The organism is Mycobacterium botniense, from assembly GCF_010723305.1.
Classification (GTDB): domain Bacteria; phylum Actinomycetota; class Actinomycetes; order Mycobacteriales; family Mycobacteriaceae; genus Mycobacterium; species Mycobacterium botniense.
In genome coordinates, this window is sequence record NZ_BLKW01000002.1 from 1,225,097 (window position 1) to 1,250,000 (window position 24,904).

Sequence of the window (24,904 nt, forward strand, 5' to 3'; positions counted from 1 at the left end):
GGACACGCCACGGCAGAGGACCGAACCGGCCGGGGGATACCCTGCGCCGGTTCGTTGTCCTCGGCGGCGCCGATGGATCGCTCCTGATCCGCGTTCCAGTCGCCGAGCGACTGGGCGGCGGCGAGGTCAGCGCAGCACCGGCATTCCCGCGTTGGACGGGCTCCGTGGCGTCGCAGTTGCCCTAGTACTCGCAGAGCACGGCGGGATCGCCGGCATGAGGGGCGGATTCATCGGTGTCGACATCTTCTTCGTCCTCAGCGGGTTCTTGATCACCTCCCTGCTGCTTGACGAGCTTGGCCGAAGCGGTCGGATCGACATGCCCGGTTTCTGGATTCGCCGCGCCCGCCGACTGTTGCCCGCGTTGGTGTTGATGGTGCTGGTTGTGGGCTGTGCGCGCCGACTCCTGCCGCCGGAAGCGGTCGCGGGCCTACGGGACGACGCGATCGCCGCATTTGTGTGGGCAGCCAACTGGAGGTTCGTAGCTCAGCGGACCGACTATTTCACCCAAGGCGCTCCACCATCACCTCTGCAGCACACGTGGTCACTGGGTGTGGAGGAGCAGTATTACCTCATCTGGCCGGTGCTCATGGTGGGGGTCGCTGTGCTGCTGGCCGTACGCGCCCGGCGCCGCGGCGTCTGGGCGACGCTCGGCGGGGTACGCTTCACCGTTTTTCTGCTGGCCACACTGGGAGCACTGGGATCGGCCGCTGCGGCCATTGTGCTGGCCGGTAATGCTTCCCGAGAGCGGGTGTACTTCGGCACCGATACCCGTGCGCAGGCACTCCTGACCGGCGCGGCGGCGTCAGCGTTGCTGGTCCGGGATTGGCCCGCGCTGAACCGTGGATGGTGTCTGATCCGGTCGCGAGCGGGCCGGTGGGCTGCCCGCCTGTTGCCTGTGGTCGGGATAGGTGTGCTGGCAATGGCCGCTCACCATGTCACGGGCAGTGGCCGCGAATTTCGCGGTGGACTGCTGGCAGCGCTGGCCGTAGCCGCGGTGCTTGTTATCGCTCCGGTGGCCTTAGACCAGAGCGGGCCGGTGGCCCGTGTGCTGGCCTGGCGTCCTTTGGTGTGGCTTGGGACCATTTCCTACGGCGTCTATCTGTGGCACTGGCCGATCTTCATGGTGCTCAACGGGGAGCGAACCGGGTGGTCGGGATTAACGCTGTTTGCCGCTCGGTGTAGCGCCACGGCGGCGGTGGCCACAATGTCATGGTGGTTGATCGAACAGCCGATCCGGCGCTGGCAGCCGTTACATGTACCGCTGCTCCCGTTAGCAGGGGCCACGGTGGCAACAGCTGTCGCGCTGACGGTGGTGATGGTCCCCGTCGAAGCCGGGCACGCAGGTGGGAACAGCCTGCCGCCCGGGGTCTCTTCCGTCGCGGCAGTTTCGCCGTCCCCACCGCAAACGTCGGCAGCGGTGCGGGCTGCCGCGCGGCGAAATCCCAACCGTCCGTTTACCGTCTCGGTATTCGGTGACTCGATCGCCTGGACGTTGATGCATTACCTGCCGGAGACACCCGGATTTGACTTCGTCGACCACACTGTCATCGGATGCAGCATTGTCCGGAGCGGCCCATATCGCTATTTCGGTCAAGTCATCGATCAAAAACCCGAATGCGACAACTGGCCGGCCCGATGGTCAGCGCAGATCAATCAAGATCAGCCCGATGTCGCGCTGCTGATCATCGGCCGCTGGGAAACGATCGACCGAGTCAACGAGGGACGCTGGACACATATTGGCGATCCGGCATTCGATTCTTATCTCACTGCCGAACTTCAACGGGCGCTGGATATTTTGAGTTCGACCGGGGCTCGGGTGATGGTTGCCACCGCACCGTATAGTCGGCGGGGCGAAAAACCAGATGGCAGCCTGTATCCGGAGGACCAACCCGAGCGAGTGGATCAGTGGAACACGTTGTTGCGCCGAACGATTGGTAACCGCTCGAATGTCGTTGTGCTGGATTTGAATAAGCGATTATGTCCCGACGGTGTCTACACGGCCAAGGTGGACGGTATCCAGGTACGCAGTGACGGCGTTCACCTGACGCCGGAAGGGGTGAAATGGCTGACGCCGTGGCTGGAAGAATCCGTCAGATAGCTCCGCCGTAGCTTGGCGGACGGTCAATTATCTACCCGACAGCTTATTTCCATGCTGTCAGCATCCCTGGCCAAAAAGTTGACGCTCAGATAGCCGTTTTCCACATTCCTTACGTAGTCGAGGTAAGGTTTCGTTCCGGCCATCTCTGTGTTGTCTGCCAGGATCAGCGTTCCCGGTGATAGCTGTGACTCCAGCAGTTGAAGCACGGGCAGGTAGAGCTCTTTCCAACCGTCGAGGAGCAAGAAATCGACCGGTCTGTCGAGGGTCGGGAGCGTAGAAAGAGCATCGCCTTCAAGCACTGTGATCACGTCATCCAGCCCGGTATCAGTGAAAGTCTTTTTTGCGGCGGCTATCTTTGTCGCGGCGAGCTCAGTGGTGACGACATGCCCACTGCCGTTGTCACGAACCGCTGAAGCTAGGTGGATAGTCGAAATTCCGAATGACATGCCGAATTCCACGACCGTCGCCGGACGCGTCGCCCGCACCAATGAATACAGCAGCCTGCCGGCCTCGGGGGTAACCGGAATGTAGAACTCGCTCATCGCATCGGCACGTTCCTGCGCACTGGCCGAGGACAGCCGCTCCAACTCGTCTTGCCGGTCGCGCAGCAGGGGTGTCTGTTTTTTCGCCTCGGCGAACATTCGATCCAACGCCTCGGCGACTCGAGAGTCTCGCAGAGTAACGGTCATGGGGTCGAGCGTACGCGGCGGCGGTTTCGACTTCAGGCGCATCAGGCACCGTTAGGAGACAAGCTGCCTGATGTTGGTTTCGCACCTCGTCGTTCTGCGAGGCATCCACCGTTGCTCGCCGCGGTGACCACGATCGCCGATCCGGCGGTGCACATGTTGTGGTTGTCGGATAGGGAGCTGGTTTTTCCACCACCCGCTTTGTTTACGAAGACTGTGGTAGCAGAACAATTTTGCCATGCGTGTGTCGCTGTTCAAGTTGCGCGAACGCGTCCGCAACTCGCTCGAGCGGATAAGCAGCGGCAATATCGACATCGATCGCGCCGGTAGCGACGAGGTCGGCCATTTCCGCCAGCACCTCCGCAGTCGACGCCTCGGCGCTGCCCTCGGTCTTGGCGCCGACTTCGGCGGCTTTCTGAAATGCGATGATGGTGTTGATCCGTTCCGGCGGCACACCAAGGTCCACTGCGAGCTGCACGTATTCCGGGCCGAATAAGTCGATGAACGCGTCGATTCCGTGCGGCGCCATTTTCCGCAGCCGGTCCGCCAGCGCATCGCCATATGCCACCGGGGTGACGCCGTGACTCTGCAGCCAGTCGGCGTTGCGCTCCGAGGCGATGCCGAGCACTCGCGCCCGGCGACGGACTAACAACTGCACAACCAGGCTGCCCACCCCACCGGCGGCCGCCGACACACCCACCGTCTCGCCCGATTGCGGCGACACAGCGCGAACTGCCGCATATGCGGTGACGCCAGCGACATACAGTGAACCAGCCACCTCCCAACTCAATTGAGGAGGCTTGCGGATCAACTGACGTGCCGGGACAACAGTGTGGGTGGCGTGGCTGGACCGACGCAGGCTGAAGCCCATCACCTCGTCGCCGACCGAGAACTGTGTCACCCCCGGTCCTACCGCCGCCACGACACCGGCGAGATCACTGCCTTCGCCGCACGGAAACGTCGCGGGAAACCTCTCGTGCAGTGCACCGGTCCGGATCGCCGCTTCACCCGGGTTGATCCCCGCGGCGCGAACTTCGACCAGCACCTCGCCTTCGCTTGGCGAGGGTATGTCGATGTCAGTCACGTAGAGCACGTCCCGCCCCCCGTAGCGGTCGAAACGTACCGCTCGCCCTGTCGTGGAAGTCATCTGATCTCCTTGTCCGACAACGCGCTGCATGAACGGCGAAATAATTCATCGGGGCCACAGCGGCGCCCCAGAAGCGCTGCCAACCCCTCAGCTCTGCACAATGATCGGATCGCCGATGTGCACCATGTCGAAATACCATGCGGCGTTCTCTGGGCTCAGATTGATGCAGCCATGACTGACGTTCGCGTAGCCTTGCGAGTCCACCGACCAGGGGGCTGAATGCACATACACCCCGCTCCAGGTGACACGAACCGCATATTGGCCCTCGATGAGATACCCCTCGGGAGAACTGAGGGGAATACCAATCGTGCGCGAATCGAATGTGACGGTCCGTTCTTTCGATAAAGCGCTGAAGTGTCCGATCGGGGTCGGACGGGTGGGTTTACCCATCGACGCCGGCATCACCCGCATCACCTCGTCGTTGACGCTGACGGTGAACGTATGAGCTGAGATGCTGGCAACGCCGAGGACCGCGTCACCGGTTTCGAAGCCGGTCGACAAGCCGTGAACCTGCACCGTCACTTTTGTGTGCGCGGGCCAGTACTGCTCTGGAATCCATTGCACGACATTGTCATCCACCCAGCTAAAGTGCCCCGGGGGCCGGCTCGGCGAAATAATCGTGATACTGCGTTCGGCAGCTGCCCGATCGGCTACCGGTCGGGTGAACGATATGACTACCGGATGGGCCACACCCACCACTTCCCCCGCCGCTGGTCGGATCGACCCAACGCGGGCCGCATCGGGTACCGCGACCCCTGCCGAGGCGAGGCTGGCAGGCACCACCGTGGCCGTCGCCGCAGCCCCGACCGCGACGACGACGAATAGACATCGAACCGCTCTCCGCATGGCGTCCACCCCTCTGAGGTGCCGGGATCGACAGCACCAGACGCTGTGTGCCTTACTTTCTACCCCATTCTGCGTTCGGCAAACGATTACCGCAGCGAAAACATCTCATCGGAAGGGAAGGACCGCACGAGTCTGGCGGTGAGGCAAACATACCGGACGCCCACCTGCGGGCCGTCACGTCGTGGCCTTTACCCGGGCGGCGGCAGATTCCGGCATCGGTTCGTAGCGGACGAAAGAGCGGGTAAACGATGCGGCACCGTGCGAGAGTGAGCGCAAGTCGATCGCGTAGCGGGTGAGTTCGATCTGCGGTACCTCCGCCTTGACGACGGTGCGGTCGTTGGCCGCAGTGCCGGTGCCCAGGACACGGCCACGGCGCCCGGACAGGTCACTCATCACTGCGCCGACCAACTCGTCGGGTACCAGCACCGAGATCTCGTCGATCGGCTCCAACAAGATCACCTTGGTCGCCGCTGCCGCCTCTTTCAACGCCAGCGCACCCGCCATCTGGAATGCGAAGTCCGAAGAGTCCACGCTATGGGCCTTGCCGTCAAGCAGCGTGACCCGAATGTCGACCACCGGGTAGCCGGCCAGCACCCCCTTTTCCATCTGCGCGCGCACCCCCTTTTCCACGCTGGGTATGAATTGCCGCGGCACCGCACCTCCGACCACTTTGTCAACGAACTCGAACCCGGAGCCCTCCGGCAACGGCTCGACCTCGATGTCGCACACCCCGTACTGTCCGTGTCCCCCGGACTGTTTGATGTGGCGGCCATGGCCTTTTGCCTTGCCGGCGAAGGTCTCTCGCAACGGCACGCGAAGCTCGACTGTGTCGACGGTGACGCCGTAGCGTTTGGCGAGCGCGTCGAGTACCACACTGGCGTGGGCCTCGCCCATACACCACAGCACGATCTGATGGGTTTCCTGGTTCTGCTCGATCCGTAGCGTCGGGTCTTCGGCGGCCAGCCGCCCCAACGCAACTGAGAGCTTGTCTTCGTCGGTCTTGGCATGCGCTTGGACGGCAATGGGCAACAGCGGCTCCGGCATGGTCCAGGGTTTGAGCACAAGGGGATCGGATTTGTCCGACAGTGTGTCGCCGGTTTCTGCTCGGCTCAGCCGGCCGATCGCGCAGATGTCACCGGCCACCACGGCAGGCGCGGGCCGCTGTTGCTTGCCCAGAGGGAAAGTGAGAATCCCAATGCGTTCGTCCTCGTCGTGGTCGGTATGCGCGCTCACGGAGGTGGCGGAGGACCCGAAGAACGAGGTGAAATGACCCGAGACGTGGACCGTGGTATCGGGTTTGATGGTCCCGGAGAACACCCGGACCAGGCTGATCCGACCGACATACGGGTCCGAGGTGGTCTTCACCACCTCGGCGAGCAGCGGCGCGTTAGCATCGCACGTGAGGTTGGTACGGGAGGCGCCGTTTGGTGTAAACACTTCCGGCAGCGGATGTTCCAGGGGAGGGGGGAATCCTCTGGTGGCGATTTCCAGCAATTCCAGTGTGCCGACACCGGTGCTGCTGCAGACCGGGATCACCGGGAAAAAGGAACCCCGGGAAATCGCTTTTTCCAGATCTTTGATCAGTACCGACTCGTCGATTTTTTCACCGCTGAGGTAACGGTCCATCAACGACTCATCTTCAGATTCCTCGATGATTGCCTCGATCAGCGTGCCGCGCGCTCCGTCGATCTGGTCCGCGTAGGACGAGTCCGGTGCATGCGTGGTCCGTTTACCGTCGGTGTATTGGTAATGTATCTGCGACAGCAGCCCGATCAGACCGTGGTCAGTCGGCAGATACAGCGGTAAAACCTTGTCGCCGAATGCTTTCTGCGCTGCTGCGAGCGCGTTGGGATAGTTTGCGCGGGCGTGGTCGAGTTTGGTGATGACCACCGCGCGAGGCATGCTGACCTGGCTGCACTCCTGCCACAGCGACTTGGTCGGCTCGTCGACACCCTCATTGGCTGCGATGACGAAAAGCGCGCAATCTGCCGCGCGCAGCCCGGCCCGCAGTTCACCCACGAAGTCGGCGTAGCCGGGTGTGTCGATCAGGTTGACCTTGACACCGTCGTGTGCCAGCGAAGCCACGGCAAGGCCAACGGACCGCTGCTGGCGGATCTCAGCATCGTCATAATCGCAGACCGTGGTTCCCTCGGCGACGGAACCGGGTCTGGTCAACACGCCGGATGCGACGAGAAGAGCTTCGACAAGGGTGGTCTTGCCGCCCCCCGACGGCCCCACCAGCACCACATTGCGGATGGCGGCCGGGTTGTCCGGGACGGGAGCGACTGCGGCCCCCTGCGAAGTAGTCGTCTTGTCAGCCATGACGTCTCTCTCCTTGTACCTGCGTCGTCTCGCGCGCGGGGTATCCCCCAAGCCCTCCAGGACTCAGTAAGTCACCATTCCCTCCTGTGACCCGTAACACAAGGGCGTGAGCCTGGACGCCCAGATGGAATTTCAGGCGTGCCAGCTCACCCATCGCCGCACCGTAACGGCGATCACCGGGCCGGTCAGCGGGACCGATCGATACTGCGGATACTTGGCACGCAACAGCTCGTAACCGGTGTGCATGAGCGCGCCGTCACGGTGGATGCTGGCCATACCGTCGGCACGCACCCACCACAACTGCGTCCAGTCCGGGGCGTAGTGGTCGACCAGCACGCTGACGCGAGGGTTGATCTCGATATTGACCAAACGGCGCAGCCGCCGTGTCGACTTGGGTTTGGCGTCGACAGCGCTGTAGACCACGTTGTCGCCGAGCGCGAACACCACCGGCACCAGATGTGGGCCGCCGCTGGGTGTGACGGTGGCCAGACGCGCTACCGGTGCCTGCGCGAACCTGGCCCTGGGGTCGAACCCGCCCACGCCGTCAGCTTAGGTCGCTGCCGACGATCCGACCGGTTGACACCGCCCGACATCCACTCCGGCGGCGGGAACACCGTCAACGCGGCCGCCGTGCCGACGTGCCGAACGGCACCGTGCCAGATCAGGCTGGGACACCACGTGAGGTCCTCTTCCCGCCTCACCCGATCGTTTACGCTCGCTTCCGGGGCGGTCGACTGCGTTCACGGTGCGTGAAGGTTCGCTGATCGCTAATTCAGACTCAGCGAGATGGTCGGCAATGTCAGCCACCACCGTCAGTCCGTGTTTCACACCGGGCAGCTCCTGTTTCGTTTGCCAGGCCGATAACGTGGCTATTCCCCAACCCATGTGGAAATGAACGACTGGGTGTCGGGACGCGATGACAGTGCACCACGGCTACCTGGACTACGGTTAGGTGAACAATAATTGCGTCGTCCGGAGACGGGCGCTGCGAGAATTCGGGCAATTGGGGCAGGTCAGGCCCGCCCGATGCAGGAGGTGACGGGATGAGCAAATCGCACCGCCGCACACCGTGGTGGTCGTGGTGGTTACTCATTTTGACAGTTGTGCTGGGACTGGGCCTGGTCACACCGCCGGCGCACGCTTCGCCGCCGGTACGTGGCCGGTTCACCGAGGCTCCCGCTCCACCGCCTGACCCGTTAGCGACCGTCGGGCAGGTAGGCCCGGCCATCGTCGACATCGACGCCCAGCTGGGCTACCAAAACGCGGTGGGAGCGGGAACCGGTATTGTGCTCGATCCCAACGGCGAGGTGCTGACCAACAACCATGTCATCGCGGGCGCCACTGACATCAAAGCCAGAGATATCGGAAACGGTCAAAGCTATGACGTGGATGTTGTCGGATACGACCGCAGCCATGACATCGCCCTGCTGCGGCTGCGCGGGGCGAGCGGTCTGCCGACAGCCAACCTGGGTGACTCGTCCCAAGTGGCGATCGGCGAACCGGTTGTCGCCTTGGGAAACGCCGGCGGAGTCGGGGGAACTCCCAGTGCGGTGGCGGGCCACGTGACCGCGCTGAACCAGACCGTCACCGCCTCAGACGCCCTGACCGGAAGCTCGGAGACGCTGAGTGGACTGATCCAGATGGATGCGGCTATCCGGCCCGGAGACTCGGGTGGGCCCACCGTGAACGCCGCTAACCAAGTGATCGGCATGAACACCGCGGCGTCCGACAATTACAAGTTTTCCGGCGGCGGGACAGGGTTCGCGATTCCGATCAATCAAGCCAGGGCGATCGCCGGACAGATCCGTGCCGGTGCTGCATCAGCGACCGTGCATATCGGCCCCACGCCGTTCCTGGGCGTCGGTGTCACCGATCACGGCGGCAACGGCGCAAAGGTGGTTCGGGTGCTACCAAATGCTCCTGCCGCACAAGCGGGCATCGCGAAGGAGGACGTGATCACCGCAGTTGACGGGCAACCCGTCGACTCGGCCACTGCGCTGACGAGCATCCTCGACCAGCACCACCCCGGGGACACCATCTCGTTGAGTTGGCATGGCCCGCTCACCGGTGAGCACACAGCTAACGTGACGTTGACGGAGGGGCCGCCGGGCTGATACCGACGCGCAGCGACGGCTGCATCCAATCCTTTTGGTACCGTCCAGGATTGGGTTTGCGGTCTCGGGTAACCGTGGCATCGTGGATGTGATGAACCCTGTAGATGACAGCGCCGAGCACGGTCCGGCGGGGGGCAGTCACCTCGAAGGCGGTCTGGTCGAACATCCCAGTGCCGACGATTTCGCCGAGGCCCATATCCTGCCTGCCGATCCAACGTGGTACAAGCACGCCGTTTTCTATGAAGTGCTGGTCCGGGCCTTCTACGACGCTAACGCGGATGGTTCGGGCGACCTGCGTGGGCTCATCGATCGCCTCGACTATCTCCGATGGCTCGGCATCGACTGCATCTGGCTGCCACCGTTTTACGACTCTCCGCTACGTGACGGCGGCTATGACATCCGTGACTTCTACAAGGTGCTGCCCGAATTCGGTACCGTCGATGATTTCGTTGCGCTGGTTGACGCCGCCCATCGGCGCGGTATCCGCGTTATCACCGACCTGGTGATGAACCACACGTCCGACTCACACCCGTGGTTCCAGGAATCCCGTCGCGACCCTGACGGGCCATACGGTGATTACTACGTGTGGAGTGACACCAGTGAACGTTACGCAGACGCCCGGATTATCTTTGTCGACACCGAAGAGTCGAACTGGACGTTTGATCCGGTTCGCCGCCAATTCTATTGGCACCGGTTCTTTTCTCACCAGCCGGATCTGAACTATGACAATCCAGCCGTGCAGGAAGCGATGCTCGACGTCATTCGCTTCTGGCTTGGTCTGGGTATTGACGGGTTCCGGCTCGACGCAGTGCCCTATCTTTTCGAGCGTGAGGGTACCAACTGCGAAAACTTGCCGGAGACGCACGCGTTTCTCAAACGCGTCCGCAAGGTTGTGGACGACGAATTCCCGGGCCGGGTGCTGCTCGCCGAGGCTAATCAATGGCCGAGTGACGTCGTCGAATACTTTGGTGACCCCGAGACCGGCGGCGACGAATGCCATATGGCGTTCCATTTTCCGCTGATGCCGCGCATCTTCATGGCCGTCCGTCGTGAGTCACGGTTTCCGATCTCAGAGATCCTGGCGCAGACCCCACCGATCCCGAAGATGGCCCAGTGGGGGATTTTCTTGCGCAACCACGACGAGCTCACGCTGGAAATGGTCACCGACGAAGAACGTGACTATATGTACGCCGAGTACGCTAAAGACCCGCGGATGAAGGCGAATGTGGGGATTCGGCGTCGACTGGCCCCGCTGCTGGAGAACGATCGAAACCAGATCCAGTTGTTCACCGCGCTGTTGCTGTCGTTGCCGGGATCACCGGTGATCTACTACGGCGACGAAATCGGCATGGGTGACGTCATCTGGCTGGGCGATCGCGACGGTGTCCGCACTCCGATGCAGTGGACGCCGGATCGCAACGCCGGCTTCTCCACCGCCAACCCCGGCCGGCTCTACGTGCCCCCCTGCCAGGATCCGGTGTACGGCTACCAGGCCGTTAACGTGGAGGCCCAACGTGATACCTCAACATCACTGCTGAACTGGACCCGTACCATGCTGGCGGTGCGACGACGACACCCCGCATTCGCCATCGGAGCCTTCCGTGAGCTGGGCGGATCCAATCCATCGGTGCTGGCGTACGTGCGCGAAGCCGATGACGACACGGTGCTCTGTGTCAACAATCTGTCGCGATTCCCACAGCCTATCGAGCTGAACCTGCAGCACTGGAACGGCTACACACCAGTGGAGTTGACTGGGCATGTGGAGTTTCCTCGCATCGGTCACTTGCCCTACCTGCTGACCCTGCCGGGACACGGGTTCTACTGGTTTCAATTGAACGCTTCTGAGGAGACACCATGAGCTCGCCAGCCAATCTGCCGTGGTCAGAGTGGCTTCCACAACAACGCTGGTACGCCGGGCGCAGTCGGGAGTTGTCCACCGCCGAACCCGGTCTTACCGTGGCCCTGCGCGACGACCTGGACTTGGTGCTGGTCGACGTCTCCTATGCCGACGGGTCGACGGAGCGCTATCAAGTGCTCGTCAGCTGGGGTTCAGGACCCGTCTCGGAGTACAGTGCGGTGGCCACCATCGGCGCCGACCAGGACCATACCGCTTACGACGCGCTCTACGAGCCGAGGGCAGCTCGATACGTGCTGTCGTTGATGGATTCGTCGGCGATACGCGGCGATGTCTCGTTTATCAGGGAGCCCGATGTCGTGTTGCCGCTGGACGCAGCGTCATGGGTCTCGGAAGCTGAGCAAACCAACACCAGCGTCATTTTCGAGCAGGAAGCCATTCTCAAGGTCTACCGCCGGGTCACTGGCGGAATTAACCCCGATATTGAGCTGAACCGGGTCCTCGGTCGCGCGGGTAACCCCCATGTCGCGCGGTTGCTGGGCTCCTACGAGGTGGTTGTGCCCGGACAGCCGGACGATAACCGCTGCCCGTTGGGCATGTTGACTGCCTACCAGGCCAACGCGGCTGAAGGGTGGGCGATGGCGACCGCCAGCGTGCGGGACCTATTTGCTGAGGGAGACTTGTACGCCCACGAAGTTGGCGGAGACTTCGCCGGCGAGGCGTTCCGGCTTGGGGAAGCTGTCGCGTCCGTGCATGCCACGCTCGCCGAATGTCTGGGCACGTCGGAGGCCGCGTTTCCGGTGGACACGATGCTGGCTCGGCTGTCGGCGACAGCGGCGGCGGTGCCCCAGCTAGCGCCGTACGTCGCCGCAATCGAACAGCGATTCCAAAAGCTTGCCGAAGAGACGGTGACAGTTCAGCGCGTGCATGGCGATCTGCATCTCGGACAAGTGCTGCGCACGCCGGAAACCTGGTTGCTGATCGACTTCGAGGGTGAGCCCGGCACGCCGCTCAGCGCGCGACGGGCACCGGATTCCCCGCTTCGCGACGTGGCCGGGGTGCTGCGCTCCTTCGAATACGCTGCTTACGGGCCGCTGGTAGATCAGACCGCCGACAAGCAACTGGCCGCCCGTGCCCGGGAGTGGGTCGAGCGGAACCGGGCCGCGTTCTGCGACGGATACGCAGCAGGATCGGGAATTGATCCCCGCGACTCAGCGCTGCTGCTGGCCGCTTACGAACTGGATAAGGCCGTCTACGAGACCGGTTATGAGGCCCGCCACCGGCCCGGGTGGCTGCCCATACCGCTGCGGTCGATCGCCCGGATGACCGCGGCCTAACCCGTGAGCGTGCTGTCCGGTCCGGTCTGGTCGGTCCACCGCGTCACGGCCAGGGAGGGTGAAAAACATCGGCAGCAACGCCGTGATGGCGCTGCTGCCGATGAGCGGAGGGGTCAGGCGGCGTTGGAGGTGCCGTTGAGTGTGCGCTGGATGTCGGGTTTCATGGCAACCAGCTGCTCATTCCAGTACGGCCAAGAGTGAGTTCCGTTGGGCGGGAAGTTGAAAACGCCGTTGTGCCCGCCTGCCGCCAGATAGTTGTCCCGGAAGCTTTCGTTGGTGCGCAGCGTAAAGCTCTCCAAGAACTTGGCCGGCATGTTGTCGCCGCCCAGATCGTTCGGGGTGCCGTTGCCGCAGTAGATCCAGATGCGGGTGTTGTTGGCGACCAGTCGGGGAATCTGGACCATCGGGTCGTTGCGTTTCCACGCCGGGTCGCTGGACGGACCCCACATACTGTTGGCGTTGTAACCGCCAGAGTCATTCATCGCCAGCCCGATCAACGTCGGCCACCAACCCTCTGAAGGGTTCAAGAAGCCCGAAAGCGAGGATGCGTAAGGGAATTGCTGCGGATAGTACGCCGCTAAGATCAGTGCGGACCCACCCGACATCGACAGGCCGACGACAGCGTTCCCGGTTGGTGAAACACCTCTGTTAGCTTGCAACCACGGAGGCAGCTCCTTGGTCAAAAAGGTCTCCCACTTGTAGGTGTAGTCCTGGCCGTTGCCCTGCGATGGCTGGTACCAGTCGGTGTAGAAACTGGACTGCCCGCCCACCGGCATAACCATCGACAACCCGGACTTGTAGTACTCCTCGAAGGCGGGTGTGTTGATATCCCAACCGTTGTAGTCGTCCTGAGCACGCAGGCCGTCGAGCAGGTAGACCGCGTGCGGTCCGCCGCCCTGGAATTGGATTTTGATGTTGCGGCCCATTGAGGGTGAGGGCACCTGCAGGTACTCGACCGGAAGACCGGGTTTTGAGAACGCCCCCGCAGTCGCCGAGCCTCCCATGGCGCCGACCAAGCCGGGTAATAGGGCAGCCCCCGCTGCCGCGATGATCAGCCTGCGCGGCAAATGTGCCGTTGCAGCACACAACTTTTCAACGAACTTCATAGCTCCTACCCATCCCAACTGTCATCGCCGCACACTGCGGTCGAATGCCGTTCTTAGGCAGTGAAACACAGCGCCGTCGAGTCTTCGGTTTATTGCCGCCGAGCAGTAGGTCGCGGTTGGCTAACGATTGGGAGTCGGAGCGGACTCGAGCCCGGCTGACCCCATCGGTGAAGGCTGGGCGAGCTATTTTTGCAAGCGATGCAGCCGCACTTCTTGTAGCGCGCGGTTATCGACAGTTGCGGTCATATAACTGCCAGCGGGTTCTCGTCGGCGGTCCGTCGGTGATCCGGGGTTCAGCAAGCGCAGGCCGCTAGTCGTCGTGGTGTCCCAAGGGATGTGACTGTGGCCGAATACCACGACGTCGCTGTTCGGGTAGAGCCGCGACAGCCGTGCTTCGCGACCGGTGGCGGCGCCGGTGTCGTGCACCACCGTGAACCGCAGCCCGCCGAGTGACGCTTCAGCGCGTTCCGGCAGCCGTCGCCTCAGCACAGGCCCGTCGTTGTTTCCCCAACAGGCCAGCAGGCGACGGGCTCGGTTCTGTAGCTCGTCGAGGAGTTCCGGTGCCACCCAATCGCCGGCATGGATGACAACATCGGCGTGTGTCACCTCGTCCCAAACTTGCGCAGGCAGATCGGGCGCCCGGTGTGGAACATGGGTATCGGCGAGCAGCAGCAACCTCACACCACCATCCTGCGCCGTCACCCTGGCGCACCCGATCGGGGGTTGCCGTGCGGCGCCGACCCGAAATCGTGGCGCGGCAGCGGTGGGCCACTCACCGGCAACCAACACCAGGCCAGGAAATATCGCATGCGATCTCATTTCGGGCGGCGAAGGCACCGGAAGCCACTCACGGCAGGGATATCGGCGTGTCAGTCTCAGCACCCGCGGCCCGGCTGTACGCCCTGGCGAGGCGGGGAAGCCGCTCGACGCACAGCCAGTCGGGCGGCTCCGATGCGGAGCCAAGTGCGGCGTCATGCCGAAGCGGAGCGTCTGGTTCTGACCACGCGATGTTCATCGCCGGGTCTGATGCCGCGGTGCTCCCCCGGGGCGCGCTTGCCCGGATGATGGCCGGGGTTAGACTAGCGGGCCGGAACTAGAGGAGAATATGAATGCGCACCTTCGAGTCGGTCGCGGAACTAGTTGCGGCCAAGGGAAAGAGCCTCGGACACAGCGACTGGGTGACGATCACCCAGGAAGCCGTGAACTTATTCGCTGACGCGACCGGGGATCATCAGTGGATTCACGTGGACCCGGAAAGAGCAGCGAAAGGACCGTTCGGCGGGACCATTGCACACGGGTATATGACATTGTCGCTGCTGCCGCGATTCCAGCATGAGATTTACACCGTCAAAGGCATCAAACTCGCTATCAACTACGGGCTGAACAAAGTTCGCTTTCCCGCCCCTGTGCCGGTGGGTGCCAAAGTACGTGCGCACAGTTCGCTGATTGACGTCGAGGATCTCGGCAACGGCGCGGTGCAGGCGACACTCTCCACAACCGTCGAGATCGAAGGATCCGCCAAACCCGCGTGCGCGGCGGAAAGCATCGTCCGCTACATCTCGTGACAACACGTGAGGCGGCAGGTTTGCTCAGGTGACCGGGAGTGCGGGAACACGGGTGCGCAATCGTTTATGCCGGCTCAGAATTCGCCGACAGCGTGCTCCAGGCGTTCAGCTAACCGAGCTTGAGCCTGAGCGCGGCGGGCCGGCAAGTGGTGAGACGGGAATAATGTTGACACAGGCTCGTATTCACGTAGAGTGCGGCGCGCCACGGTCATCTTGTGCAGTTCAGTGGCGCCGTCAGCGATGCCCAACGACTCAGCGGCGACCATCATCTTGACGAACGGCATTTCGTTGGACACCCCAAGCGCCCCATGCAGGTGCAGGGCACGCTGAACGACGTCGTGTAGTACTTGGGGCATGGCGACCTTCACCGCCGCAATGTCCCGGCGGACCTTCTGATAGTCCTGGTGCTTGTCGATCAACCACGCGGTGCGCAGCACAAGCAACCGGAACTGTTCGATCTGGATCCAGCTGTCGGCGATCTTCTCCTGGGTCATCTGCAGATCCCCCAGCCGCCCGAACCGGGTTTGTCGTGAGACCGCCCGTTCGCACATCATGTCGAACGCCAGCCGCGCCAGCGCGATGGTGCGCATCGCGTGGTGGATGCGCCCTCCACCGAGCCTGGTCTGAGCGATCGCAAATGCCTGACCTTCACCACCCAGCAGGTGATCAGCCGGCACCCGCACGTCGGTATAACGCACGTAGCCGTGGCTGGCATGGTCGGATGACTCGCCTCCGACACCGACATTGCGCACGATCTCGATGCCCGGCGTTTCGGCGGGAACGATGAACAGTGACATTTTCTCGCGCGTGCGGGCATCGGGATTAGTAACAGCCATCACGATGAAAAACGACGCGTGCCGGGCGTTGGAGGAAAACCACTTCTCTCCGTTGATCACCCATGAGTCGCTATCACGTTCCGCACGCGTGACGAACAGACCAGGGTCGGATCCGCCCTGCGGTTCGGTCATCGAATAGCACGAGGTGATCTCCCCGTCGAGTAGCGGCTGCAGGTAGCGGGCTTTTTGTTCCTCGGTACCGAACAACGCGAGGATTTCGGCATTACCGGAATCCGGCGCCTGGCAGCCGAACACCGATGGCGCCCAGCGGGACCGCCCGAGAATCTCATTAAGCAGCGCCAGCTTCACCTGGCCGTAGCCTTGGCCCCCGAGTTCGGGTCGCAGATGCGCGGCCCACAGTCCCTGGTCCTTCACCTGTTGCTGCAAAGGTCGCAGGACCGCCATCGTGTCGGCGTTCTTCTTGTCGTACGGATCAAGCGGAACCACGTCGAGTGGCTCGACTTCCTCAGTAATAAACCTGTCGACCCAGTCCAGTTTCTTCTGGTACTCCGGTTCTGTTTCGAAGTCCCACACCGTCGTCACCGTCCCATGGCGTCTGTGGACGCCGGCGTCTGTGCTGAAGCGAGATCATCGTAATGCGGACGGGCGGTGATGTTGAAGGCGTGGTCACTGCCGGCTACTGGTACACGCCCATGACGGTCCGGTCAACGGCACCTGGCGAGGGGCCGGACGTCGCGGCGAGCAGTGACTAGCCTGGCATGGTGACCATCGTGGCACGTGCCGCGGCGAAAGCCGACATCCGCACGCTTTCACATGTCCTGGCGAGGGCTTTTTACGACGATCCGGTGACGACCTGGATGTTGCCCGACACCAAGTCGCGGACCAAAAACCTGTCTCGGCTGTTCGCGACGATGACCCGACACCACCACCTGGGCGGTGGCGGCGTGGAGGTGGCCTGCGACGGGCCGGTTATCGGCGCCGCGGCGCTGTGGGATCCGCCCAACCGGTGGCAGCAAACAGTCCGCGCACAACTGGCGATGACACCAACACTTGTCCGTGCGTTCGGTTTTCGGCTTCTATCTGCCCACGAAGCGATGGAACTACTGAAAAGGTGTCACCCCGAAGAACCACACTGGTATCTGGCCGTCATCGGAAGCGACACAGGGGTGCGTGGCCGCGGATTCGGGCAAGCGCTGATGCGCTCGAGGCTGAACCGCTGCGATGCCGAACGCTGTCCGGCTTACCTGGAGTCGAGCAAAGCCGAGAATGTGCCCTACTATGAGCGATTCGGGTTCATAGTCACCGGCGAGATCGTACTGCCCGGCGGGGGGCCGACCCTGTGGCCGATGTGGCGGGCACCGAGGTAGAGGCGCGATATCCACAGCTAGGACCGGCGCGCAAACCGCGATAACGTTAGCGTGTGCGCTTCCAGGGGAAGACCGCATTCGTCACCGGCGGCGCTGTCGGGTTCGGGCGCGCGTTCGCCCGGGCGTTGACTAGCGAAGGAGCCGCTGTCGCCATTGCCGATATTGACGCCGACACGGCTGAACGCACCGCCGCCGAACTGACGTCACACGGCGCCCAGGTGATCGCGGTGCCTTGCGATGTCGCCGACGAACATCAGGTAGACCGGGCTGTCGCTGTAACGATCAAGCGGTTCGACGGCATCGACATCCTGATCAACAACGCCGGCCTGCACTTGACGAAGTACAACCAGCCGTTTGGCGTGCTGTCTCGTGACGACATTCGCGATTTGTTCAACGTCAACGTGATAGGTGTCATCAATTGCACTCTGGCATGCCGTGATTCGATGCGCGAACGCGGCGGCGGTGTTGTGTTGAACATATCCTCGATGGCGGGCTTCATCAATATCAGCCCTTACGGGGTGTCCAAACTCGCGGTGCGCGGTCTGACGGTCGCCTTCGCGTCGGAGTTATCCCCCGACCGGATCCGTGTCAACGGGATTGCACCGGGTTTGATGAACACCGAGAACGCTCTCGCGGACCTGCCTCATTCCCTCGTCCATGACATCGTTCGTGAACGTCAGCTCGTGCATCGGCTCGGCACCATGGATGACGTCGTGTCGGCCATGCTGTTCCTCTGCTCTGACGAGGCATCGTTTATCACCGGTGAGACACTCAAGGTCAGCGGCGGCTACCCACTCACTGTGTAGGCTGGTTCATGGCCTTAGCACGACTCGTATCTGCCCATTCCGCCGTTACCCGAAACCTGGTCTCGGGGGGAGGCCTGCTGGAAGCCAAACAAAGTCCTTGGATAACGACATCGCCGCTGAGGAATCCGCGTCGTTCACCATGCCGATCCCCGGCGCAGACCCGGGTCCGGGCACAGGACATAACGGCTCAGCCATGTCGCAGACCTCGCCATCATCGACCGCGGCACCTCAGCGTGATCGGGATGTCACAGGGCGGTCCCGGCGGTGGCCGTCGACAACGCCGTCGACCTTCAAAAAAGCGATACGGTCACGCACCGGCTCCGTGTCATGCAGCGGCGCGTGGTATGCCCACGCCACATCCGCTGGCCCGTCGGGGACCGAATAGTAGGACGCCCGGCTCTTATACGCGCACTAGGTAACGGTATCGCTCGGCTGCAGGTCGACCAGACGCCGGCGCGCGACAGGTAAAACCGGACCGGCAGCAGCGTCTCGAACAGCCGAAAAGGATGTACAGATCTCCGTGTCTGCGCCTCGGCGCGACTGTGAAACCGGCGACGGCCACTCGGCGTGTCGCGTCGTGATATTCACTGTCGCGGGCGAAAGCCCCTACGCAGAGGTCATGACACACACGTCACTCATCGTGACTCCTGCGCAGGCCGAAGCGTTCGCTCACGAACTTGATGCCATCAAGCAGCGTGTGGTGGCTGAACTCGGCGAACGTGACGCCTCCTACCTCTGCCGCGTCATCAGACCCGTAGGGGGACCTGCTTTGTTACCGGCTGGCATAGTCGTGGGCAAGATCGTCAAGCTGGCTTTTCCGCCGAAGAGTCGCATGGGGGACACGGCGCGAAGGGGTGGCCGGGAGTCAGTCGCGGACTGAGCTGTGGCTGCGATGAGGAATATGCCAACGCGCTGAGGGCATCCGCAGTCCGGTCGCAAAATTCCGCGGCGTCAAACATCCCGACCGTGAGGGCGCGAATCGATGTAACGGCGACCAGAAAGTCGAAGACCACGTCGACGCGTGCTTCGAGGTGATCGGCGGCTAACAGTTCAGCGAGTTGGGCGCGTACATCGTCCTCGCTGCGCGCTACCAGCCGCGCATAGAGCCCCTGATCATGCTGATAGGCCAGGAGCAGGCCGGGAACCGCTGCCCGCGTAACCGGATCGGCCAGCCATCTGAGAAAAGCCTCGACCCATGCCCTCAGGTCCGCGCGCACGTCGCCGGTCGGTGTCGGCAACGGCGCAGGCCGAGTATGCCCAAACGCCGCGTCCTCGATCAGTGCTTCCCGCCGCGGCCAGCGCCGATAGATCGTGGGAGCGCCAACGCCCGCGCGCCGGGCCACGGCAGTGATCGTGGTCTGCTGATAGCCCACCTCGACCAGCAATTCGCGGGTCGCCGCTAACACGGCGCGATCCTTCTGCGGATCTCGCGGCCGGCCGGGTGGTTGCGGCTCGGATTCCACAAAACACCACCAAATCGTAGTTTTATTACATGTCAGCATATAACGTAATTGGGCATGTTGACATCACACGACGAGCTGCTGTGCCACCAGCTGCCCACCACCTTCGACCACGTTGATCAGAGCGACCTGCGCTGGACCGAGCGCATCGTGATGTACGGGTTCGACAAATCCGGTGACATCAATGTGATGACCGGGCTGGCCCGCTACCCCAACCGCAACGTCACCGACGCCTACGCGATGGTGACCCGACGGGGTGGAAAGACCACGGTGGTGCGGATGTCGACCGAACTCAACCCGGACACCGGGCCGCTTGGGACGTATACCGTCGGGCCGTACCGGTACGCGATAGAAGAACCGCTGCGACAAGTACGGGCCGTGCTCGGAGCGAACGACTACGGGTTGAGCCTGGACTTGCGGTTACGCGGCCGGTTTCCCCCCTATGAGCAGACACCGGCCTTTCACCGCAGCCGCGGCCGAGTCCTCGAGGACGCGCGGCGTTTCTACCAGAACGGTGAACTCGAAGGCTGGATCGACGTTGGGGGAGAGCGCATCGACATCGACTCACGGCGCTGGTGGTTCGGCCGTGACCACTCCTGGGGTATCCGCCACGGACCCGGTGGCGGGAGCCTACCCGACGGTGTGCAGTTGCAGCCCGCAGAAATCCCCGACGGTGTGCTCTATTACATGGGGATCTTCGAATTCGATGATGAACTCGTACATTTCGCGCAGCGCGAGACCAGCACCGGGCAGCGCTGGCAGTTCGAGGGCGAGCTGCTCTACCCGCTGGGCAGCGGCCGCGAATCGGGCCAGATCATCGACGTCGAACACGACCTGAAATTCCGCGACGACCTGCGTGTCATCCGTTCGGGCACCTTCACGGTGCACCGTGGTGACCGTAGCGTCAGCACCATCGACGTCACGCCGCTCTGCGACTTCTGGCCCGGGTTGGCCGGCTACATGGAAGTCAATGGCTACGCGTCCGGCTATTGGCGGGGCACTGACTACATCGACGGGTACACCGTGGACACCGGGAACGTCGATGTCATCCGGCCGGTGAGCATGCTCAGCGAAACACTGTGCGAGGTCCGCATGGACGGCAAGGTCGGACACGGCCTGGTGGAGATGGTGTTCATGGGCGCCTACCCGCGTTACGGCTACACGGGGTGGTGACCCGTGGCGCGACTAAACGCCGACGAGCTGCCTGCGGCGCTGGAACCTATTGTGAGAGAGAAGGTCCCCGGGGCTCGCCGCGCGAAGATCGACAACTGGCGGCGCGCCGAGGGCGGGTTTTCCACTGAAACATTTCTTTTCGACCTGGTAGGCGTGGAAGCACCTGAGCCGGGCACCAAGGGTTTGGTTTTTCGCCGGCCGCCAGAGCACGCGATCCTGCCCGACTACGATCTGCGCCGCCAGTTCCTGACCATGCAGCGGCTGGCCGACTCACCGATTCCGGTGCCCACCGTGCGTTGGATCGACACCGATTCCGATGCGCTGGGAACACCCTATTTCGTGATGGACCGCATCGACGGAGCCGTCACGGTCAGCGACTCTCCGCCCTATCATCAGTGCGGCATATTCGCTGACGCGGATGCCGCCGGGCGGGCCAAGCTGTGGAACGGCTGCCTCGACCTCATCGCCGACATCCATCGGATTGACCCCTACCGCTACCGGCTTGGCTTCCTCGACCTGGCGGCCTTCGGGGATAGTCCACCGCAGCGGCTAGTTAATTTCCTTCGCTACGCCCTGAATTGGGCCAGCGGAGACGCACCGTTGCATCCGGCCTTCGTCCGAGCGCTCGACTGGCTGGACACGCACCTGTATACCCCTGAGCACGTCACACTCTGCTGGGGCGACAGCCGAATGTCCAATGTGCTTTATACGCCGGATCTTTCGCCTGTCGCCGCACTAGATTGGGAGATCGCCTACCTGGGCGATCCAGCTGGCGACGTCGCCTGGATGCTGATGACCGACTGGATCAGCAGTCCGTTCGACGGGCATGCCCCGGCACCGGGCACCCCTGGCCGCGACGAAACCATCGACCGTTACCAGCAGCGAACCGGACGCCGGCTGACGCATATTCGGTTCGCCGATGTGACCGCTCCGCTGTTGCTGGCGATCGCCTTGATCCGGCTGAACACCATACTGGCGATGGAGGACGTTGACCTGGCCGGCATCTGCGCCCAGCGCGTGGAGTTCGTGCTCGAAGGCGACTGAACCCGCCGCGTTATCAGGTCATCGTCCCGATCCCACCTCGTGACGGCTCAAGGGTCGATCACGGGAGGGCCTTGCCTATGAGCGGGGCGGCAGCCGCTGACGGGTGACCTGGTGGCGGCGCGTCACCTCGTAATTGCTATCGACGTCGTGGAGGAGCCGCGTCATCGGCACGAATGTCGAAGTCGCACATCCTGTAATCTTGTGCCGCCGACCTAAACAAACTCCGCGCACATTTCCAGTCGCTAGTCCACGCCGATCGTCACTTCTGTCGACTTGATGAAAACTGTCGCCGGCTGACCGGCTTTCAGACCGAGATCGATCACCGCGTCTTTGGTGACCGACGATGTGACGACCTGGTCACCGCCGTCGAGGCGAACTTTCACGATCGCCATCACATTGCCGAGCTCAACCTCGGAAATGGTCCCTTTGAGCTGGTTACGTGTCGATAGCCGCATCGTAATCCTTCCTGTAGTCCGCGCTCTCCGACGAGCCTAGGCCCGGCGCGATAACTACGTCACGGTTTCACTGGCGAGGGCCCAATAACGCCACGGAAGCATCGACGGCCGGTTCGACGATCTCGCGGACGTCTCTTCCGTCTTCGACGGCCAGTGCGGTCAGCTCCCGGAGACCTCCCAGCAGAATCACCGCCAATGGTGGTGTCAGCGGCGCTAAACCGGCCCGCTGAAACCCCGCGCTGCCGCTGAGGTCGATGAGCAGGTTGGTCAGTAGCTGTAACCCGTGCCGCTGCACCGGGCGTGCCGCGGCGCCAAGCGACGGAAGCTCACGGATCCAGCTCAACGTGATCGCCGGGCGCGCCTCGATATGGTGGACGTAGGCCTCAACCGCTTGACGGATCTGGTGATGCCAGTCAGCCTCCGGGTCGACAGCAGTTCGGATATCGTCCGCAAGTCGCTCAGTGTCAGCGCGTAGCAACTCCAGAAAGCATTGTTCCTTACTGGAGAACTGGTCGTAGAACGTCCGTTTGGATGTGCGCGCATGGCGCACGATATCGGCAACGGTGGTGGCTCGGTAGCCCCGTTCACCGATCGAGTTGGCGAGTCCGTTCAGCAGCCGGCGGCGAAACGGGTCGACGTTCCCACAGGCCGCGTCGTGGACTGCTGCTGTCACGGCCCTGCTCCCTTTGGTTAGAGCCCTTGTCAGGCCTAAAGCCACAGAGTACCGTACAGGCAGCGAGCATTGGTACGCGACGGTACCAGAATGGATTGGGGGTGTCCCCGCTATGAGCGACGCAGTCTCCGACGTTCCGGTCGTGCGTGCCGTCAAGCTGCCTCCGACGCCCCGGATCCCGAAGGTGCTGCAAGGCCTGGCGTTCACCGTCTCACGCCGATGGATGGTGCAGCAGCTGCTTCGCCGCTACGGCAATGTCTTCACCATCGATTTTCCGGTTTATGGTCCTGCGGTAGTGGTGGCTGACCCGCGGCTCGCCCGCCAAGTCTTTACCACCAGTCCAGACGATCTCGGTAACATCCGGCCCAACCTGAGCCGTCTGCTCGGGTCAGGGTCGGTGTTCGCCCTCGACGGCGACGACCATCGACGGCGGCGTCGGCTGTTGGCGCCGCCTTTTCACGGCAAGAGCGTCAAGAATTACGAGGCGGTTGTCGAAGAAGAAACCCTCCGCGAAACTGCGCACTGGCCTGAGGGCAAGGAGTTCGCAACTCTGCCCTCGATGATGCGGATCACCCTCAATGTCATCTTGCGCACGGTTTTTGGTGCCGGTGGCGCCGAGTTCGACGAGCTGCGGCGGATAATCCCCCCCTGGGTGACACTTGGTTCCCGACTGGCGATCCTGCCAAAACCCGCCCGCACCTACGGTCGCTATAGCCCGTGGGGACGGTTGGCGGAATGGCGGCGCAAGTACGACGCCGTGGTTGACAGGCTGATCGACGGCGAGCGGGCAGACCCGCATTTTGAGGAGCGCACCGACATATTGGCGCTGATGTTGCGCAGCAGCTACGAGGATGGTTCACCGATGTCGCGCAAGGATATCGGCGACGAGCTGCTGACATTACTGGCGGCCGGTCATGAGACCACCGCGGCGACGCTGGGGTGGACGTTCGAGCGGCTGAGCCGTCACCCCGATGTTCTCGCGGCGTTAATCGCAGAGGCCGACACCGACAACCACCAGCTGCGGCAGGCGGCGATCCTCGAGGTGCAGCGCGTGAGGACCGTCATCGACTTCGCTGGCCGTCACGTCTTAGCACCGGTATACGAACTGGGCGAGTGGGTGATCCCAGGGGGTTATTCGATCGTTGTCAGCATCGCGCAAATACACGCCAATGCCGATGTCTTCCCTGATCCGGACCGTTTCGATCCGCAACGCTTCATCGCGGGCAAGCCGCCCACCTTTGCGTGGATCCCGTTCGGCGGTGGCACCCGGCGCTGCGTCGGAGCCGCCTTCGCCGGTATGGAAATGGACGTGGTGCTGCGAACAGTGCTGCGGCACTTCATTATCGAGACGTCGACGGCCCCGGGCGAGAAGTGGCATGCGCGGGGCGTTGCATTTACTCCGAAGGATGGCGGCCGCATCGTCGTGCACCGGCGCCGCTGATGCCGATAGCGCCACCGGCGCGTCCGATCAGCTGCCGGCGACAGCGTTCGCCCCAGTGGCGCCCTGCGCGGACGCAAGTTCCCTGCGATCACTGCCCGGCGGTTGCTCGTCGCGGCAACGTCCACTCGGGCCGTACGTAATGGCAGGTGTAGCCGTTGGGGTGGCGCTGCAGATAGTCCTGATGCTCGGGCTCAGCTTCCCAGAAGTCGCCGGCGGGGCTGACTTCCGTCACCACCGTGCCCGGCCACAGCCCGGACGCCTCGACGTCGGCAATGGTCTCCTGCGCGATCCGCTTCTGCTCCTCGTCGAGATAGAAAATCGCCGAACGGTAACTGGTCCCGACATCGTTGCCCTGGCGATTCTTTGTCGTCGGATCATGGATCTGGAAGAAAAACTCCAGCAGCGTGCGGTAATCGGTGCGGCTCGGGTCGTAGACGATTTCAATGGCCTCGGCGTGCGTGCCATGGTTGCGGTAGGTTGCGTTGGGAGTATCGCCGCCGGTGTAGCCGACACGAGTGGACACCACACCTGGCTGTTTACGGAATAACTCCTGCATGCCCCAAAAACAGCCACCCGCCAGGATCGCCTTGCCGTAGGTCGTCATCTTTTTCT

23 protein-coding genes are annotated in these 24,904 nt (G+C 62.8%); 10 read left to right on the forward strand and 13 right to left on the reverse strand.

The window, feature by feature from the left end; translation table 11 throughout:
- Positions 1 to 76 precede the first annotated feature (76 nt).
- Positions 77 to 2,098, forward strand: a complete 2,022-nt coding sequence (locus tag G6N08_RS05765; RefSeq protein ID WP_163756747.1) for an acyltransferase family protein — start codon at positions 77 to 79, stop codon at positions 2,096 to 2,098.
- Positions 2,099 to 2,121: 23 nt separating this feature from the next.
- Here the strand turns inward: G6N08_RS05765 and G6N08_RS05770 are convergent, their stop codons facing one another.
- The 5 genes from G6N08_RS05770 to G6N08_RS05790 all read right to left on the reverse strand — a co-directional run bounded on the left by G6N08_RS05770 (position 2,122) and on the right by G6N08_RS05790 (position 7,639).
- Entirely contained in the window at positions 2,122 to 2,787 is a 666-nt protein-coding gene (locus G6N08_RS05770) for an O-methyltransferase (RefSeq protein ID WP_163755155.1), read from the reverse strand.
- A 202-nt stretch (positions 2,788 to 2,989) separates the two neighbouring features.
- Positions 2,990 to 3,931, reverse strand: a complete 942-nt coding sequence (locus G6N08_RS05775) for an NADP-dependent oxidoreductase (protein ID WP_163755158.1) — start codon at positions 3,929 to 3,931, stop codon at positions 2,990 to 2,992.
- 87 nt (positions 3,932 to 4,018) lie between these two features.
- On the reverse strand, positions 4,019 to 4,777 hold the full coding sequence (locus G6N08_RS05780; RefSeq protein ID WP_163755160.1) for a L,D-transpeptidase: 759 nt from the start codon (positions 4,775 to 4,777) through the stop codon (positions 4,019 to 4,021).
- Between the two features lie 174 nt (positions 4,778 to 4,951).
- Positions 4,952 to 7,099 carry an elongation factor G-like protein EF-G2 gene (locus tag G6N08_RS05785; protein ID WP_163755161.1) on the reverse strand — a complete coding sequence of 716 codons (2,148 nt, stop codon included), beginning with the start codon at positions 7,097 to 7,099 and terminating at the stop codon, positions 4,952 to 4,954.
- 132 nt (positions 7,100 to 7,231) lie between these two features.
- A complete protein-coding gene (locus G6N08_RS05790) occupies positions 7,232 to 7,639 on the reverse strand; it encodes a TIGR03668 family PPOX class F420-dependent oxidoreductase (RefSeq protein WP_163755163.1) in 408 nt (135 codons plus the stop codon).
- 503 nt (positions 7,640 to 8,142) lie between these two features.
- Here G6N08_RS05790 and G6N08_RS05795 point away from each other — a divergent pair.
- The 3 genes from G6N08_RS05795 (at position 8,143) to G6N08_RS05805 (ending at position 12,405) form a co-directional block, all read left to right on the forward strand.
- On the forward strand, positions 8,143 to 9,213 hold the full coding sequence (locus G6N08_RS05795; RefSeq protein ID WP_163755165.1) for a S1C family serine protease: 1,071 nt from the start codon (positions 8,143 to 8,145) through the stop codon (positions 9,211 to 9,213).
- Positions 9,214 to 9,304: 91 nt separating this feature from the next.
- Positions 9,305 to 11,071 (forward strand): maltose alpha-D-glucosyltransferase, encoded by a 1,767-nt coding sequence (treS, locus tag G6N08_RS05800; protein ID WP_163755167.1) that lies wholly within the window; start codon positions 9,305 to 9,307, stop codon positions 11,069 to 11,071.
- On the forward strand, positions 11,068 to 12,405 hold the full coding sequence (locus tag G6N08_RS05805; RefSeq protein WP_163755169.1) for a maltokinase N-terminal cap-like domain-containing protein: 1,338 nt from the start codon (positions 11,068 to 11,070) through the stop codon (positions 12,403 to 12,405). Before treS ends, G6N08_RS05805 begins: the two co-directional genes overlap by 4 nt.
- A gap of 113 nt (positions 12,406 to 12,518) precedes the next feature.
- Here G6N08_RS05805 and ag85C read toward each other — a convergent pair whose 3' ends face one another.
- Both ag85C and G6N08_RS05815 read right to left on the reverse strand, forming a co-directional pair.
- On the reverse strand, positions 12,519 to 13,511 hold the full coding sequence (gene ag85C / locus G6N08_RS05810; protein WP_163755172.1) for a diacylglycerol acyltransferase/mycolyltransferase Ag85C: 993 nt from the start codon (positions 13,509 to 13,511) through the stop codon (positions 12,519 to 12,521).
- Between the two features lie 183 nt (positions 13,512 to 13,694).
- Complete coding sequence (locus G6N08_RS05815) at positions 13,695 to 14,192, reverse strand: metallophosphoesterase family protein (RefSeq protein WP_163755175.1); 498 nt, start codon at positions 14,190 to 14,192, stop codon at positions 13,695 to 13,697.
- 428 nt (positions 14,193 to 14,620) lie between these two features.
- Between G6N08_RS05815 and G6N08_RS05820 the strand changes: the two genes are divergently transcribed.
- Positions 14,621 to 15,076, forward strand: a complete 456-nt coding sequence (locus tag G6N08_RS05820) for a MaoC family dehydratase (protein ID WP_163755176.1) — start codon at positions 14,621 to 14,623, stop codon at positions 15,074 to 15,076.
- Positions 15,077 to 15,150: 74 nt separating this feature from the next.
- Here the strand turns inward: G6N08_RS05820 and G6N08_RS05825 are convergent, their stop codons facing one another.
- Complete coding sequence (locus G6N08_RS05825) at positions 15,151 to 16,446, reverse strand: acyl-CoA dehydrogenase family protein (protein WP_163756749.1); 1,296 nt, start codon at positions 16,444 to 16,446, stop codon at positions 15,151 to 15,153.
- A gap of 188 nt (positions 16,447 to 16,634) precedes the next feature.
- Here G6N08_RS05825 and G6N08_RS05830 point away from each other — a divergent pair, with 188 nt between their 5' ends.
- Both G6N08_RS05830 and G6N08_RS05835 read left to right on the forward strand, forming a co-directional pair.
- Complete coding sequence (locus tag G6N08_RS05830) at positions 16,635 to 17,240, forward strand: GNAT family N-acetyltransferase (protein WP_163755178.1); 606 nt, start codon at positions 16,635 to 16,637, stop codon at positions 17,238 to 17,240.
- A gap of 53 nt (positions 17,241 to 17,293) precedes the next feature.
- On the forward strand, positions 17,294 to 18,046 hold the full coding sequence (locus tag G6N08_RS05835) for an SDR family NAD(P)-dependent oxidoreductase (RefSeq protein ID WP_163755180.1): 753 nt from the start codon (positions 17,294 to 17,296) through the stop codon (positions 18,044 to 18,046).
- Positions 18,047 to 18,274: 228 nt separating this feature from the next.
- On the opposite strand, the gene G6N08_RS21280 is transcribed toward G6N08_RS05835, so the two are convergent.
- Together G6N08_RS21280 and G6N08_RS05845 are read right to left on the reverse strand one after the other, a co-directional pair.
- On the reverse strand, positions 18,275 to 18,403 hold the full coding sequence (locus tag G6N08_RS21280) for a hypothetical protein (protein WP_371868959.1): 129 nt from the start codon (positions 18,401 to 18,403) through the stop codon (positions 18,275 to 18,277).
- A 446-nt stretch (positions 18,404 to 18,849) separates the two neighbouring features.
- On the reverse strand, positions 18,850 to 19,452 hold the full coding sequence (locus G6N08_RS05845; protein WP_246216619.1) for a TetR/AcrR family transcriptional regulator: 603 nt from the start codon (positions 19,450 to 19,452) through the stop codon (positions 18,850 to 18,852).
- A gap of 111 nt (positions 19,453 to 19,563) precedes the next feature.
- On the opposite strand from G6N08_RS05845, the gene G6N08_RS05850 reads away from it, so the two are divergent.
- Positions 19,564 to 20,679, forward strand: coding sequence for an Rv3169 family protein (locus G6N08_RS05850; protein WP_163755183.1), 1,116 nt, complete (start codon positions 19,564 to 19,566; stop codon positions 20,677 to 20,679).
- Positions 20,680 to 20,682: 3 nt separating this feature from the next.
- Entirely contained in the window at positions 20,683 to 21,723 is a 1,041-nt protein-coding gene (locus tag G6N08_RS05855) for a phosphotransferase family protein (RefSeq protein WP_163755185.1), read from the forward strand.
- A 242-nt stretch (positions 21,724 to 21,965) separates the two neighbouring features.
- Here G6N08_RS05855 and G6N08_RS05860 read toward each other — a convergent pair whose 3' ends face one another.
- On the reverse strand, positions 21,966 to 22,178 hold the full coding sequence (locus G6N08_RS05860) for a TOBE domain-containing protein (protein WP_163755187.1): 213 nt from the start codon (positions 22,176 to 22,178) through the stop codon (positions 21,966 to 21,968).
- Positions 22,179 to 22,245: 67 nt separating this feature from the next.
- A complete protein-coding gene (locus G6N08_RS05865; RefSeq protein WP_163755190.1) occupies positions 22,246 to 22,851 on the reverse strand; it encodes a TetR/AcrR family transcriptional regulator in 606 nt (201 codons plus the stop codon).
- A 112-nt stretch (positions 22,852 to 22,963) separates the two neighbouring features.
- Here G6N08_RS05865 and G6N08_RS05870 point away from each other — a divergent pair, with 112 nt between their 5' ends.
- Positions 22,964 to 24,292, forward strand: coding sequence for a cytochrome P450 (locus tag G6N08_RS05870; protein ID WP_163755192.1), 1,329 nt, complete (start codon positions 22,964 to 22,966; stop codon positions 24,290 to 24,292).
- An 88-nt stretch (positions 24,293 to 24,380) separates the two neighbouring features.
- On the opposite strand, the gene msrA is transcribed toward G6N08_RS05870, so the two are convergent.
- On the reverse strand, positions 24,381 to 24,896 hold the full coding sequence (gene msrA / locus G6N08_RS05875) for a peptide-methionine (S)-S-oxide reductase MsrA (RefSeq protein ID WP_163755194.1): 516 nt from the start codon (positions 24,894 to 24,896) through the stop codon (positions 24,381 to 24,383).
- Positions 24,897 to 24,904 lie beyond the last annotated feature (8 nt).

Coding starts and splice junctions, on each gene's coding strand:
- G6N08_RS05770 (WP_163755155.1), bottom strand. CDS start 2,787: ATGACCGTTACTCTGCGAGACTCTCGAGTCGCCGAGGCGTTGGATCGA.
- G6N08_RS05775 (WP_163755158.1), bottom strand. CDS start 3,931: ATGACTTCCACGACAGGGCGAGCGGTACGTTTCGACCGCTACGGGGGG.
- G6N08_RS05780 (WP_163755160.1), bottom strand. CDS start 4,777: ATGCGGAGAGCGGTTCGATGTCTATTCGTCGTCGTCGCGGTCGGGGCT.
- G6N08_RS05785 (WP_163755161.1), bottom strand. CDS start 7,099: ATGGCTGACAAGACGACTACTTCGCAGGGGGCCGCAGTCGCTCCCGTC.
- G6N08_RS05795 (WP_163755165.1), top strand. CDS start 8,143: ATGAGCAAATCGCACCGCCGCACACCGTGGTGGTCGTGGTGGTTACTC.
- treS (WP_163755167.1), top strand. CDS start 9,305: ATGAACCCTGTAGATGACAGCGCCGAGCACGGTCCGGCGGGGGGCAGT.
- G6N08_RS05805 (WP_163755169.1), top strand. CDS start 11,068: ATGAGCTCGCCAGCCAATCTGCCGTGGTCAGAGTGGCTTCCACAACAA.
- ag85C (WP_163755172.1), bottom strand. CDS start 13,511: ATGAAGTTCGTTGAAAAGTTGTGTGCTGCAACGGCACATTTGCCGCGC.
- G6N08_RS05820 (WP_163755176.1), top strand. CDS start 14,621: ATGCGCACCTTCGAGTCGGTCGCGGAACTAGTTGCGGCCAAGGGAAAG.
- G6N08_RS05850 (WP_163755183.1), top strand. CDS start 19,564: ATGTTGACATCACACGACGAGCTGCTGTGCCACCAGCTGCCCACCACC.
- G6N08_RS05860 (WP_163755187.1), bottom strand. CDS start 22,178: ATGCGGCTATCGACACGTAACCAGCTCAAAGGGACCATTTCCGAGGTT.
- G6N08_RS05870 (WP_163755192.1), top strand. CDS start 22,964: ATGAGCGACGCAGTCTCCGACGTTCCGGTCGTGCGTGCCGTCAAGCTG.
- msrA (WP_163755194.1), bottom strand. CDS start 24,896: ATGACGACCTACGGCAAGGCGATCCTGGCGGGTGGCTGTTTTTGGGGC.